The following is a 13,815-nucleotide window of genomic DNA, read 5'->3' on the forward strand; positions in this document are numbered from 1 at the left end:
GTCGCACCCGCGCCTCGGCCAATGACACCGTTCGGCTTGTTGATTCGCACCCCATCACCTATAATCTAGTTGCCCCGGCAGACTCACGCCGGGCACACCAGGCCGGCCCCGACCACCATCAGGAGGTTCTGATGCCTCTACCATCCAATCCTTTGCCCCCTGGCACGATGCTCGAAAATCGTTACCGCCTCGAATCCCTGCTGGGCAAAGGCGGGATGGGCGCGGTCTATCGCGCCTGGGACACGCGCCTGGAGCAGTGGGTGGCGTTGAAGGAAAACACGCTCGCCACGCCAGAGGCGCGCATCCAGTTCGAGCGCGAAGCCAAAGTCCTGGCCCGCCTGCACCACACGAACTTGCCCAAGGTCAGCGATCATTTCATCACCGCGGATGGCGCACAATACCTGGTGATGACCTTCATTGGCGGCGCTAACCTGGCCGAGCTGCTGGCCGCACGCGGGCGCCAGGCGCCGGCCCAGGTCAGCGCCTGGTTCACGCAGGTGTGCGACGCGCTCAGCTATTTGCACAGCCAGAATCCCCCCGTCCTGCACCGCGATATCAAGCCGCAGAACATCAAGGTCACGCCGGAAGGCCAGGCCTTCCTGGTGGACTTCGGCTTGAGCAAGGTGGGCGGCGGCGGCCAGAGCACCATCGCGGGCGCGCAGGGTGTCACGCCCGGCTTTTCACCCTGGGAGCAGTACGGCGGCCAGGCGCACACTGATTACCGGTCGGACATCTACGCCCTGGCCGCGACGCTCTACGCGATGTTGACCGGGGAGACGCCGCCGGATAGCGTGCGGCGCATGGCCGGCGAGGTCTTGAAACCGCCGCGGGTGCTCAATGCCGGCCTCAGCGCGGCGCTGGAGAAGGCCCTGCTGCACGGGCTGGAGACGCTGCCGCAAAATCGCCCGGCGAGCGTGGAGGAGTTTCGGCAAGAAGTCGAGGCCGCGCTCCGTCAGGGAGCAACCGTAACGCCGTCGCCGGTCACGGTGGCCGCGCCGCCGACCCTGGTCGCGCCGCCGACGGAGGCAGCCGCGCCGGCCCCGGTCGCAGCGGGGCCGCGGCCAATCTCGGCCCCGCTCGCCGCGCCGCGCAAATCACCTGCACCAGGCTGGGCGCTGATCGCGCTTGGCGCGGTCGCGATCGTCTTGCTCGTGGTGGGCGTGGTCGGCCTGGGCGGTCGCGGCCAAAACCAGGACAACGGCGCGACCGCCACGCCGCTGGCGCTCGTCACTGCCACGCTGCGCCCTCCACCGGTCGCTACGACGCCCGCGCCGGCCATGCCCACGGATACACCCAGCGGCCCGACGGCCACGCCGACGGCCGACGCCAACGCCACCGCTACAGCCATCGTCCAGGCGTCATTGAGCGGCTGGGAGCAGGCGGCTGCGGCTACGGCCGATGCGCGCACGCAGGCGCTGGCCGCCGCGCGCAGCCAGGCGCAAACGCAAGCCAAGACCCGGCCCATTCCGGTGATCGAAGCCGTTCACGCGCCCTCGACCTTCCTCCCCGGCGAGCCGTTCGAGGTCGAGGTGCAGGTCAGCAACCTGGGGGCGGCGGCCAATGGCGGCGGTTCGATCACGCTCTCCCTGCCAGACGGCGGCGACATGACCGTCGTAGATGCCGACGTGCGCATCTTGCCGGTGGACTGGGCCGACTGCAAGGTCACCGATTCCAATGCGCGCGTGATTGATGCGTCGTCTCCGTGCAACAAGGTGCTGAAGGCCGGAACGCTCTGTCCAGCGCAAACGCTGGCGGTGCAGCGGCCGCTCGCCGAACTGTGGTACAAACCCTGGCGTGCGAACGATCAGCATTTCTTGCGCGTGCGCATTACCCCTTCCTTGCAGACTGCCCGCGTGACGCTCTACCTGCGGGTGAGCATGCGCCATCTGGCCGCGTCGTGCGACATGGTGCTGCTGCCTGCGGCTGCGCCCGCGATGCCCCAAGATCAGCAGGGCTTTGCCGTTGAAGCGTTCGATGTGATCAACGTGACGGCTCTCGCCCACGGGATCGCCTTCATCACGTCGCCCGCAGATGGCGCGGCTGTCGCCCAGACGTCGGCGGTCAAGGGCACGCTGTTGAGCCTGGCGCCAGGCCAGCGCGCCTTCCTGGTGACGCGTTCCACGGCGTTTGGGCGCCGCTACTTCCCAGCGCAGGAAATCATGCCGGATGCGACCGGGCAGTGGGCGATGGATGCTCAGTATGCGACGGCTGGCTACACGTACGAGACTTTTGTGGCGGCGACGCAAAACCCGGCCTCAGCACAGGCGCTCAGCGATCAGGCCAACCGCGTCAACGGCTTGACAGCCTTGCCCGACGAAACCGCCATCATCAGCCCGGTGATTCGCGTCCGCCGGCGGTGACACGTCAACGTCGCCCGACCAAATGGAAGGCTATGCGCGCCTGGCACGAAAATGTTGGCTTGCCAGACATGAATTGCTCACACAAAGACACAGAGACGCGGAGAAACCTCTTGGTGTCTTCGCGGCTTTGTGTGAGGGTTTTACGGCTGGGAGCGCGGGCGTCTCGCCCGCAAGGTCGCTAACGCCGCCCGACCGTAAAACGGATCGCGAAAGCCCTGCGGCCCTGGACCGACCCGCATGTTCATCTCCAGCGTTTTGAAATTGAAGAAAGGTATCCTGGCTTGTTTGTGTCTCTGTTTAGGCGGCGCGCCCGCGCCCGGCTTCGCCGGCCGTTGGGGTTGAAGTGGGGATCAGCTTGCACACTGCTTTTGTTGGTGAGCCTGGCAAGCGCGTGCACATCAGCCAACCGCACGCCGGTCACGCGCACGGCCGCCACCGCCGTGGTTTCCCCCATGCAGCCCAGCCAGCCAACGCCGGCCAAGATCGAGCCGACCGTCACGCTGGCGCCGCGGCCGACGCCAACCCCGCCTGCCGCCGACCTGGAGCCGCAGGTTGCCGATCTCGTGGCGCGCATGAGCCTTGAAGAGAAGGTCGGCCAGTTATTCCTGGTCTACTTCGACGGCTCCACGCTCTCCCCTGCGCTTGCAACCATGATTGCCGATTATCATGTGGGCGGCATCGTGCTGTTTCAGATCGCCGACAACCTGCAGAGCGCCCGCCAGGCGGCCGAGTTGATCAACGCCGCGCAGGCCGCCGCGCTCGCGCACGGCGCGCAGATTCCCTTGTTCGTGGCCGTTGACCAGGAAGGCGGGCCGGTGGTGCGTCTGCCCGCGCCGGCCACGCACTTCCCCAGCAACATGGCCGTCGGCGCCGCCGGGTCGGCCGACCTGGCGCGCGCGATGGCCCAGGTGACGGCCAGCGAACTGAAGGCGCTGGGCATCAACATGAACCTGGCGCCGGTGCTCGATGTGAACGACAACCCCGACAATCCGGTCATCGGGCTGCGCTCCTTTGGCTCCTCTCCGGATGAAGTGGCCCGCCTGGGCGTTGCCATGATCGAGACCTACCGCGCGGCTGGAATTATCGCGACGGCCAAGCATTTTCCCGGCCACGGCAACACCTCTGTGGATTCGCACGTCGGGCTGCCGGTCGTGACCCAAGATATGGCCCATCTGCGCGCCGTGGAGCTGGCGCCCTTCCGCGCGGCGATCGGCGCGGGCGTGGATGCTATCATGACCGCGCACGTGCTCTTCCCCGCGCTCGAAGGCAGCGCCGGGCGCCCGGCCACCCTCTCCAGCCGGGTCCTACAAGACCTCTTGCGCCGCGAGATGGGCTTCGACGGCCTGATTGTCACCGATTCGATGACCATGGGCGCGCTCTTCAAAACCTATGGGGTCAACCAGGCGACGGAGCTGGCCTTGCGCGCCGGGGCCGATGTCCTGGCCTTTGGCGCGGATGTGGGTCATACGCCGGCCGAACAAGCGCCAGCCTATCGGCATTTGTTGGCCCAGGTGCGAGCCGATCCTGAACTGCGCCGCCGGCTCGATGAGTCGGTGCAGCGCATTTTGCGGGTCAAGGCGAAATACGGGCTGCTCGCCTGGCAGCCGGTAGACCCGCAGGCCGCGCTGCAGGCGCTGGGGCAGGCATCCCACCTGGCGGCCGCGCAGCAGATCGCCCGTGCCAGCGTGACCCTGCTGCGTGATGAGCAGGGCCGGCTGCCGTTACTGGCCGATGGCGCGCTGCTCGTCGTTTGGCCCAAGAACGCGGGCAACCTGGGGCGCGCGCTCGCCGCGTGTCATCCGAATCTGCAAATGCTGACGGTCAGCGCGGACCCAACCGCGGCCGAGATTGACCAGGCGGTGCGGCAAGCGCGGGGCGCGACTGCGGTCGTAGTGGGAACCGCAGACGCGCGCGGACGACCGGGGCAGGCGCGCCTGGTCCACGCGTTGAGCCAGACTCCGCTCGTCGTCGCGGCCTTGCAGTCGCCGTACGATCTGCTCGCTTTTCCAGACACCTCGACGTATCTGGCCTCTTACGGCGATGCGCCGGCCTCGCTGGCGGCTGTGGCTGACGTGCTGTGCGGCGTGACGCCGGCCCGCGGCGCGCTGCCCGTAGATTTGCCCGGCCTCTATGCACGGGGCAGCGGTCTCCGGCCATAGAAGCGATCGTCAGCCTGCTCAGCGCAGCCTCTGGCTGCCGCCGCCATGCCCAGCCGCTGGTGAACGTTTTTCCAGGTAGCGTACAAACAGCGAGAGGGCAATCGTCATCGCCAGGTAGAGGTAGGCGACGACGTTGTAGGTCTCGAAGAAGCGGAATGTACTGGCGGAGTAGACTTTGCCCAGCAGGGTGATGTCCTGCACGCCGAGCACGGAGACCAGCGAGGAATCCTTGAGCATGGCGATGAAATCATTGCCCAAGGGCGGCAGGACGCGCCGCACGGCCTGCGGCAAAATGACATAACGCATAGCCTGCCAATAACTCATGCCCAGGCTGCGCGCGGCCTCCACCTGCCCACGCTCGATGGATTCAATGCCCGCGCGGAAGATTTCGGAGATGAACGCGCTGTAGCCCACCGTGAGCGCAATGACGGAGCGCATCGTGAAGTCAAGCCCGCGCAAACTCAGCCCGGCCAGCGGATCGCCCAGGATGCCCAGGCCCACTCCTTGCAGCGCCTTGCCCAGCAGGTTGATCCCATCCACCAGCCCCGGCGCGCCAACGAAGGCGATGTAGTAGAGGATGACCAGCATGGGCACGCCGCGGATGATCTCAACATAGAACGACGCCACCTCACGCACCCAACGCTGCGCGGACACCCGCGCCAGGCCGATCAATAGCCCCAGCAGGATCGAGAGCGCGAACGCGATCAGCGACACGTACAGCGTCACCCACATGCCCGCGGCAATGGCCGTGAAGATCACGTGGTAATTTTGGCTGGTCAGGATGCTCCACAGCAGCAGCAGGCCGAGGAAGACCGTCATTACCAGCCAATACGGAATCTGGCGCAGGCGTGCAGCCAGCGAGGTATGTGCGTCAGTTTCCACGGCAGATCCTTTCCACAGACTTCCGAAGTCTCCAAGACTTCGGAAGTCTGGGTTACTCCACTCCCTACTTCGCCGAGGCGTTGAACAGGAAGAACCAGCGGTTGCTCAGATGATCGAGGAAGCCATCTTGATTCATGCTGCTGATCGCCTGGTCGAAGGAGGCGCGCAAGTCGGACTTGGGGGTGAAGATGAAGCCGAAGTCCTCGCCGGCGAGGGGATCGCCGATGAGCTTGAGTTTATCCGGGTTGGCGCCGATGTAGCCGGCGCTGGAGGTCTTGTCCATGAGCACCATGTCCCCGTCGCCCTTGATGAGCGCCTGCACGGAAGCGCCAAAGGTCTCGAAGATGATGATGCGCGGGTTTTTCTCGTCGCCGTCGAGGACGTTGTAGACCGCGGCGTAGAAGTTGGTGGTGCCGGCCTGCGATCCGATGAGCAGCTTGGGATTGGCCTTGAACTCCTCCGGCGTGCTGAAGCGGTCTTCATTCGCGCGCACCAGCATGAACTGTTCGGAGCGCAGGTAGGGGATGGAGAAGTCCACCTCTTTGGCGCGCTCCTCGGTGATGGTGATGCCGTCCATGCCGACATCGAACTGGCGGGCCTTGACCGCAGCGATCATGGTGTCCCACGAGCTGACCTGCCAGTCCACGGCGCAGTTCAGGCGGCGGCAGATTTCGTTCACCGCATCGTACTCCCAGCCCACGGCCTTGCCGGTTTTGGCGTCAATGAAGTTCAGCGGCGTGAAGTCGTTCGCCGTCACCGCCTTGATCTTGCGCCCCTCTAGATCGGGCAGGCGATGGTACGCGTCGTTGCCGGTCGGATCGGTCAGGAAGAACCAGCGTTTGCTCAGATAATCGAGAAAGCCGTCGGCCTTGAGCGCGGCAATCGCCTGGTCGAAGGGGGCGCGCAGGTCGGACTTGGGGGTGAAGATGAAGCCAAAGTCTTCGCCGGCGAGAGGATCGCCGATGAGCTTGAGTTTATCCGGGTTGGCGCCGATGTAGCCGGCGCTGGAGGTCTTGTCCATGAGCACCATGTCCACGTCGCCCTTGATGAGCGCCTGCACGGAAGCGCCGAAGGTCTCGAAGATGATGATGCGCGGGTTTTTCTCGTCGCCGTCGAGGACGTTGTAGACCGCGGCGTAGAAGTTGGTGGTGCCGGCCTGCGATCCGATGAGCAGCTTGGGATTGGCCTTGAACTCCTCCGGCGTGCTGAAGCGGTCTTCATTCGCGCGCACCAGCATGAACTGTTCGGAGCGCAGGTAGGGGATGGAGAAGTCCACCTCTTTGGCGCGCTCCTCGGTGATGGTGATGCCGTCCATGCCGACATCGAACTGGCGGGCCTTGACCGCAGCGATCATGGTGTCCCACGAGCTGACCTGCCAGTCCACGGCGCAGTTCAGGCGGCGGCAGATTTCGTTCACCGCATCGTACTCCCAGCCCACGGCCTTGCCGGTTTTGGCGTCAATGAAGTTCAGCGGCGTGAAGTCGTTCGCCGTCACCGCCTTGATCTTGCGTCCTTTCAGATCGGGCAGGTTGTTGTAGGCGGCTGCATCCACGCTGGCGGCAGGCGGCGCTGCCGTGGGGGATGATGCAACCGGCGTATCGGTGGACACGGCCGCCGGCGTGTCCGTCGCGGCGGGCGCCGTCGCCGGCGCAACGGTCGGCGGCAGGGTGGGGGCGGCCGGTTGCGCGGCGGTGGGCTGCGCCGCGGGCGTGGCCGGACTGCATGCGCTCAGCAGCAGACCCACGATCAACAGCAGGCTAAACAGAGAGGTTCGTTTGCTCATGATCTTCTTCTCCATTTTTTTTGTATCATCCACGCGGTGCGTTCCCGCCAGGCGCCGGGCGCATCATGTGCACCGTTGGGCGGAAGTATACCACCGCGGCGGCCTATATCCTAGATTTGGTAGTCGGCTCACCCGCACGATGCCCGCGCGATGAGCAGGAAGCAAACGGTTGAGGGATTAGTATGGATGCGCCGGCTTCTCTTACTTGACGGCCCCAGAGCGCAGGAGTATACTGAACTGGTACTGAATTACGTACTAAATGGAGTAAGACCATGAACACCATCCCTGCTCAGGAGATCAAACGGCGTGGCATCGCCGCGGTCGACGCGCTCATTGCTCAAGGAGATGTCCATATCATTCGTAACAACCAGCCGCAATACGTTGTGGTTTCGGAATCACGGTACAAGGAGCTGATCGAAGCGCAGGCTGAAGCCTACGTGCTGCGTGTGCGCGCCTCACTGGAAGACCTTCGTGCTGGGAAAGTGAAGCGGGGTACAGCGGACGATTTGATCAAAGAACTGAGCCTGGAAGACTGAGACATGTATACCCTGGTCTGGACTGCTGGTTTTGCGCGTTCGGCTGCGAACTTCGTCAAACGCCATCCGGAATTACGGGAAAAGTTCGCTGCGGTCCTGCGCGACCTGGAAAACGACCCGTTCCAGCCCCACCTGCAATATCATCGCCTCGGCGGCAAGCTCAAAGACGTTGAGGCGATCAGTGTCACCTACAAGTACCGCATCACATTGACCGTGGTCATGACGGAACAAGAAATCGTCCTGCTCGATATCGGCAGCCATGACGAGGTGTATCGGTAGGAACAACGCAATGTTGGCCAAGAATCTGATCTTCACGCTACTCGTCCCAGGCACGGTTGGGATCTATCTGCCCCGGCTGATTGCCAACCAGCTTCTTAATTGACAGGATGATTCATCGTGATATAATCGTACTAATAATCGTACGTTAAACCGTTTATGGGCTTCGCGAGGTGAAACATGGTCGCTGTCACGGCGAATGATCTTAAGACGAAGGGTGTCTCGGACATCGAACGCATCCTCCAGGATGAACAAGAAGTTGTGATCAGTGTGAGGGGAAAGCCGCGTTACGTGGTGATGGACATCGCACATTACGATTATCTGCGTGAGTGTGAGATTGCATCTGCCTGGTTGCGGACCAGGGAAGACATCGCGGCTGGCCGCTTGCGCCGGGAGACTGCGGATGAGCATATAGCCAGAATTCTAGGCGATCGCAGCGATGCCTTATAACCTGATCTTCACCGCAAGCTACGAGAAGATTGAGAGGCGCTTCCTTAGGCGCCATCCAGACCTCCTGGAGCGCTACCATAGAACGCTGGCGCTGCTAGAGAGCGATCCATTTCACGCCTCCTTGCGGCTGCACGCGCTGCATGGACAACTGACGGGGTTGCATGCGGTTTCCATAACCATCCAATATCGCATCACCATCGAACTGGAAGTGCGCGAGCAGGAGATTATTCTGGTGAACGTTGGCAGCCACGGAGATGTGTACTGAGTTAAGATCACCTTGTCCCCTACGGTAAAACCTTGAACTGCCCCTGCGCAGCCCGGCGTTCTTGCGTTCCCGCGTAGAACGGGCTACAATCGTTGTGGATGCCTTGCCCGTGTTCCCTCCCATTTATCCACCTGCAAAGGAGACGCCATCACGCGTGGTCATGACCGATCTACCTGAGCTGCTGGCCCAGATTCGGGCCTTTCGTGACGAACACCTCCTGCCCCTGGAACCGCTCATGCTGCAAGTGGGCGTCGGGGCCATTCTTCCCCGCCTGGCCGAGCTGCGCGGCCTGGCGCGCGAGCTTGGCATTTGGGCGCCGCATCTGCCGCCTGCTTTGGGCGGCGCCGGCCTCTCCCTGACCGCTTTTGCCCAGGTCAGCGAGGAGTTAGGCCGCAGTCCATTCGGTCACTATGTGCTGAACTGCAACGCGCCCGACATTGGCAACCAGGAACTTCTACTGCATCATGGCACGCCTGCGCAGCAAGCCGTTTACCTGGCGCCCCTGGCCGCCGGCGAGATCCGCAGCGCCTACGCCATGACTGAACCTGAGCACGCCGGCTCCAACCCGGTCTGGCTCAGCACTACGGCCGTGCATGATGGCAATGAATATGTCCTCAACGGCCACAAATGGTTTGTCACCGGCTTCGAAGGCGCGGATTTCGTGATTGTCATGGCTGTCACCAACCCGCAAGCGCCCAAGCTGCACCAGCGCGCCAGCCAGATCATCGTCCCACGCGGCGCGCCGGGGGTGGAGCATGTGCGCAAGATCAAGATCATGGGCGAGGAGGGCGATGGCTGGGCCAGCCACAGCGAACTGCGCTTTGTAAATTGCCGCGTGCCAACCAGCAACCTCATCGGCGCGGAAGGCAGCGGGTTCGCCCTGGCGCAGGAGCGGTTAGGCCCAGGCCGCGTTCATCACTGCATGCGTTGGATCGGCATCTGCGAGCGCGCCTTCGACCTGATGTGCGCCTACGCCGCGACACGCGAACTGGCGCCGGGCAAGCCGCTGGCGCAGCAGCAGTCGGTGCAGCACGCCATTGCCGAGCGCCGGGCTGAGATCAACGCTGCGCGGCTGCTCGTCATGGATACGGCACACAAGATCGAGACCCTGGGCGCGCATGGCGCGCGCGTCGACATCTCGCTGATCAAATTCTATGTCGCCAATGTGCTCAACCGCGTGCTCGACAGCGCCATCCAGGTGCACGGCGGCCTCGGCGTCACCGATGACACCATGCTGGCGTTTTGGTACCGTCACGAGCGCGCGGCGCGTATCTACGACGGCGCGGATGAAGTTCACAAAACCGTGGTCGCCCGCCAGGTGATGAAGGCCTACGGCGTTGACATCTCGATTTTGGCTTGAGGCTGCGCGCTTGCCAAAGGAGTGAGCCATGATTGACGAGGCCCGCACGGTGCGGCCCGGCGAACAGCTTGACATGGAGCGCCTGTCCGTCTTCCTGGCGGAAAACCTGCCTGGCGCCGCCGGCCCCCTGGTGATCGAGCAGTTTCCCAGCGGCTTTTCCAACCTGACCTATCTGCTGCGGCTCGGCGAGCGGCAGCTTGTTCTGCGCCGGCCGCCGTTTGGCGCGGCCATCAAGTCCGGCCATGACATGGCGCGTGAGTATCGCATCCTCTGCGCGCTGCGGCCGGTCTACCCCAAGGCGCCGGCGCCCTTGCTCTACAGCGATGATCTGAGCATTATCGGCGCGCCGTTCTATGTCATGGAGCGCGTGAGCGGGGTCATTCTGCGCAACCGCCTGCCGCCGGGCCTCAGCTTGACGCCCGGCCAGATGACTGCGCTGTGCCACGCGCTGATTGACAACCTGGCGGCCCTGCACCGTCTTGACCTGTACGCCGCCGGCCTTGCGGACCTGGGCCGGCCCGAGGGCTATGTCCAACGCCAGGTCAGCGGCTGGATCCAGCGTTATGAAAACGCCATGACGGACGATGTGCCTGCTATGACTGAGGCTGCGGCCTGGCTGAGCGCTCATTTGCCGCCCGACCAGGGCGCGGCTGGCGCGACGCTCATTCACAATGACTACAAGTTCGACAACGTCGTGCTGGATCCAGACGATCTGACGCACATCCGCGCCGTGCTCGACTGGGAGATGGCGACCGTGGGTGATCCGTGGATGGATGTGGGCACGACCCTCGGCTATTGGGCTGAGGCTGGCGATCCTGAGCTGCTGCGCAATTTTGGCATCACTGCGCTTGCGGGCAATCTGACGCGGCAGCAGTTTGTGGATGCCTACGCAGCAGCCAGCGGCCGCGAGGCAACTCACGCCCTGTTCTACCTGGTTTTTGGGCTGTTCAAGGTGGCCGTCATCGTGCAGCAGATCTATGCCCGCTACCGCCAGGGACATACGCAGGACCCGCGCTTTGCTGGTTTGATCCACCTGGTGCGCGTCAACGGTGAGATGATGATGCGAGCCATCGAGACGCAGCGCCTATCGGGGCTGTTTGGTTGAGGTGCGTGGAGGCGAGATCAGAGATCAGAGATCGGAGACCGGAGACCGGAGATTGAGGATGGGAGGGGTGTGATGAGTGAGACTGAGAGGCTAGGCATAGGGCACGCAGCGAATATCGGAGGAAGCGCCGCGGCTGAGGATCAGGCGGCGCCTGCGCGCAAGGCCTCCCCGCGGCGCAAAGTCTCGGCGACGGGGTCGGGGGGAGCAGAAGCGCGCCCCAAGCGGGCATCGCAACCCACGGGAACCGCCAAGCCGAAGACGGCCGCACGCAAGGCGGCGGACAGTCAAACCGCAGCGGCCAAGCCGAAGACAACGGCGCGGGGCAAGACGGCGGGCGCTCCGGCAAGCGCAGCTAAACCCAAGACCACGCCGCGACCACGCACGAGCGGCGTGCGTCGCGGCAGCGGCTCAGCCGCGAAGCCAACGACGCCGCCCCCCGCCGCGGGCGGCACGCGGCGCACCCAACCTGCGCCGCGCCCTGGCTCGACCCTGGATCAAGACCTGGCCAAACATGCGGCTGAGATCTACACCGAGGCTGACCTGGAGGCTGGTAAGAAGTTGGTCATGAGCATTTTGAGCAAAGCGGCCACGAGCGGCGGTCTGGCGGCCATGCTGAGCGTATTGATGCCGGGCGCCAACGCGACCGCAGGTGCAGGCGGCCTGACGAGTTTACTGTCCAAACTGAGTGAGACGTACGGCGATCTCAGCGCGCAGGATCAAAAACACCTGCGCGCGGTCGTGGCTTGGGTCAAGAGCGGATTTCACTTGAAGCTGGAGTCGTAGCGGCTGACAATGGCGTCCCCCGCGCGGGCGCCCGCGCGGGGGCGCTTGTTTTCGAACCTTGCCTAGCTTTCCCAGACCGCCGGATCATACGGCGGCAGCTCGCAGCGCAGAGGGCCGTCTGCGCGGTAGCCCAGCGCATAACCGGCCTGCATCAGCATGTGGATTTCACTCGTGCCTTCGTAGATGATGGCGCCGCGTGAGTTGCGCAGATAGCGCTCCACATCGTATTCATCGCTGTAGCCGTAGGCGCCGTGAATTTGGATAGCTTCATGCGCCGCTTGGAACGAAGCATCGGTGGCAAACCACTTGAGCAGCGAGGTCTCTTTGGTGTTGCGCAAGCCCATGTTCTTCATCCAACCGACCTTGAGCGTCATCAGGCGGCCGTACTCATAGTCGCGCACCATCTTGGCGATTTTTTCCTGCACCAATTGATGCTTGCCGATCTCTCTGCCAAACGCCCGGCGCGTGTTTGCGTAGCTGGTGCTGGCCTCCAGGCAGGCGCGAATCAACCCCACGGCGCCGGAACCAACCGTGTAGCGACCGTTGTCCAGACAGGACATGGCGATCTTGAAGCCTTCGCCCTCTTCGCCCAGGCGATTGGCCGCGGGCACGCGCACATCCTGGCAGTTGACCCAACCGGTGGAACCGGCGCGTACGCCCAACTTGCCGTGAATGTCGCCTCGCGTCACGCCGGGGCGATCCGTTTCGATGATGAACGCGCTGAGCTGATCATGCGGATCAGGCCGTTCGGGGTTCGTGCGCGCCACCCAGAGGATGTGATGCGCCTTGGTTGCCAACGAGATCCACATCTTTTCGCCGTTGATGATGTACTCATCCCCGTCACGGCGCGCGCTGGACGACATGGCCGCCACGTCGCTGCCGACGCCCGGCTCGGTCAGACCGAACATTGCGTATTTCTCGCCTTTGGCCTGGGGCGCCAGGAACTTCTGCTTTTGTTCTTCGGTGCCCCATTGCAGGATAGCCAGGCTGTTGAGACCCATGTGCACCGACATCACCACACGCAGGCTGGTGTCCATCGCTTCCAGCTCTTCGCACACCAAACCGAGGGTGATGTAGTCGAAGCCCTGGCCGCCGTACTTCTGTGGAATGCAAATGCCGAGGATGCCCAGCTCGCCCATGCGCGGCAAGATGCTCGGATGCATCTGCTGCGTGCGGTCTGCTTCTTTGATAATGGGCGCAATCTCCTTTTGGACAAAGTCGCGCACCATCTGCTGCGCCTGCACATGTTCCGGGGTCAATCCAAAGTCCATGAACGTCACTCCTTTGTGAGCAAATTGAATCAGCGGTTAAGCCAATGATTGGCGTTTTCTAACCTGTAAGCGAGCGCACATGGCGCCTTTTTCCTCAGGCGGAAAAAGGCATTCCGTGCTCGCTTGCTGTATAGTATACCACAGAATTTTGCATCATGTGTATTTTGACGAGTTTTGAACTCTGTGCTAGAATCGGGTTTGTAGGTTGCAGTAAGCATCTGTTCGGACGTGGTGAACGCTGTCAGGCTTGCGATGCCGGCGGCGTTTTTGTTTTCCTGCCAGCGATGCGATCACCTACAGATATCGGTGGGGAGGTTGCGCAGCGTCAGTGGAAAAGCGCATAGTCGGAACGGTCAAGTGGTTTAACGGTGCCAAGGGGTACGGATTCATCCTCCAAGATAACGGTGAAGACGTTTTTGTGCACTACTCCGCCATCCAGTCGGATGGCTTCCGCACGCTTCAGGCGGGTGAGCGTGTCGAGTTCGAGCTCCGTCAAGGCGCTAAAGGCGCCCATGCCGCTAACGTAGTTAGAATCTAGTTTTCGTGCCTGCGGGCAAAGGTGAGTGATTTGATGAGTACCAGGTT

13 protein-coding genes and 1 pseudogene are annotated in these 13,815 nt (G+C 63.2%); 10 read left to right on the forward strand and 4 right to left on the reverse strand.

The features are described 5' to 3' along the window. Positions 1–131 precede the first annotated feature (131 nt). Both ACPQ6D_RS01725 and ACPQ6D_RS01730 read left to right on the forward strand, forming a co-directional pair. Positions 132–2,360, forward strand: a complete 2,229-nt coding sequence (locus ACPQ6D_RS01725; protein ID WP_423222558.1) for a serine/threonine-protein kinase — start codon at positions 132–134, stop codon at positions 2,358–2,360. Positions 2,361–2,647: 287 nt separating this feature from the next. Further along, positions 2,648–4,519 (forward strand): glycoside hydrolase family 3 protein, encoded by a 1,872-nt coding sequence (locus tag ACPQ6D_RS01730; RefSeq protein WP_423222559.1) that lies wholly within the window; start codon positions 2,648–2,650, stop codon positions 4,517–4,519. An 18-nt stretch (positions 4,520–4,537) separates the two neighbouring features. Here ACPQ6D_RS01730 and ACPQ6D_RS01735 read toward each other — a convergent pair whose 3' ends face one another. The 3 genes and pseudogenes from ACPQ6D_RS01735 to ACPQ6D_RS01745 form a co-directional block, all read right to left on the reverse strand. Continuing rightward, entirely contained in the window at positions 4,538–5,401 is an 864-nt protein-coding gene (locus tag ACPQ6D_RS01735; RefSeq protein ID WP_423222560.1) for an amino acid ABC transporter permease, read from the reverse strand. Positions 5,402–5,465: 64 nt separating this feature from the next. Continuing rightward, a complete protein-coding gene (locus tag ACPQ6D_RS01740) occupies positions 5,466–6,017 on the reverse strand; it encodes a transporter substrate-binding domain-containing protein (RefSeq protein WP_423222757.1) in 552 nt (183 codons plus the stop codon). A gap of 210 nt (positions 6,018–6,227) precedes the next feature. Next, a pseudogene (locus tag ACPQ6D_RS01745) lies at positions 6,228–6,953 on the reverse strand (transporter substrate-binding domain-containing protein); the annotation flags it as partial. 503 nt (positions 6,954–7,456) lie between these two features. On the opposite strand from ACPQ6D_RS01745, the gene ACPQ6D_RS01750 reads away from it, so the two are divergent. From ACPQ6D_RS01750 to ACPQ6D_RS01780, 7 genes are all read left to right on the forward strand, one after another. Beyond that, positions 7,457–7,720 carry a type II toxin-antitoxin system Phd/YefM family antitoxin gene (locus ACPQ6D_RS01750; protein WP_423222561.1) on the forward strand — a complete coding sequence of 88 codons (264 nt, stop codon included), beginning with the start codon at positions 7,457–7,459 and terminating at the stop codon, positions 7,718–7,720. 3 nt (positions 7,721–7,723) lie between these two features. Beyond that, positions 7,724–7,999, forward strand: coding sequence for a type II toxin-antitoxin system RelE/ParE family toxin (locus tag ACPQ6D_RS01755; protein ID WP_423222562.1), 276 nt, complete (start codon positions 7,724–7,726; stop codon positions 7,997–7,999). Positions 8,000–8,176: 177 nt separating this feature from the next. Beyond that, on the forward strand, positions 8,177–8,446 hold the full coding sequence (locus ACPQ6D_RS01760) for a type II toxin-antitoxin system prevent-host-death family antitoxin (protein WP_423222563.1): 270 nt from the start codon (positions 8,177–8,179) through the stop codon (positions 8,444–8,446). Next, positions 8,436–8,711 carry a type II toxin-antitoxin system RelE/ParE family toxin gene (locus ACPQ6D_RS01765; RefSeq protein WP_423222564.1) on the forward strand — a complete coding sequence of 92 codons (276 nt, stop codon included), beginning with the start codon at positions 8,436–8,438 and terminating at the stop codon, positions 8,709–8,711. The genes ACPQ6D_RS01760 and ACPQ6D_RS01765 overlap by 11 nt, the downstream gene beginning before the upstream one ends. A gap of 160 nt (positions 8,712–8,871) precedes the next feature. Next, entirely contained in the window at positions 8,872–10,071 is a 1,200-nt protein-coding gene (locus ACPQ6D_RS01770; protein ID WP_423222758.1) for an acyl-CoA dehydrogenase family protein, read from the forward strand. Positions 10,072–10,099: 28 nt separating this feature from the next. Next, positions 10,100–11,176 (forward strand): phosphotransferase family protein, encoded by a 1,077-nt coding sequence (locus ACPQ6D_RS01775; protein ID WP_423222565.1) that lies wholly within the window; start codon positions 10,100–10,102, stop codon positions 11,174–11,176. 72 nt (positions 11,177–11,248) lie between these two features. Further along, positions 11,249–11,959, forward strand: a complete 711-nt coding sequence (locus ACPQ6D_RS01780; RefSeq protein ID WP_423222566.1) for a hypothetical protein — start codon at positions 11,249–11,251, stop codon at positions 11,957–11,959. Between the two features lie 62 nt (positions 11,960–12,021). Here the strand turns inward: ACPQ6D_RS01780 and ACPQ6D_RS01785 are convergent, their stop codons facing one another. Further along, on the reverse strand, positions 12,022–13,230 hold the full coding sequence (locus ACPQ6D_RS01785; RefSeq protein ID WP_423222567.1) for an acyl-CoA dehydrogenase family protein: 1,209 nt from the start codon (positions 13,228–13,230) through the stop codon (positions 12,022–12,024). A gap of 340 nt (positions 13,231–13,570) precedes the next feature. Here ACPQ6D_RS01785 and ACPQ6D_RS01790 point away from each other — a divergent pair, with 340 nt between their 5' ends. Continuing rightward, positions 13,571–13,768 carry a cold shock domain-containing protein gene (locus ACPQ6D_RS01790; RefSeq protein WP_423222759.1) on the forward strand — a complete coding sequence of 66 codons (198 nt, stop codon included), beginning with the start codon at positions 13,571–13,573 and terminating at the stop codon, positions 13,766–13,768. Positions 13,769–13,815: the final 47 nt, after the last annotated feature.

This window comes from Candidatus Amarolinea aalborgensis (genome assembly GCF_900491745.1).
GTDB lineage: Bacteria > Chloroflexota > Anaerolineae > SSC4 > Amarolineaceae > Amarolinea > Amarolinea aalborgensis.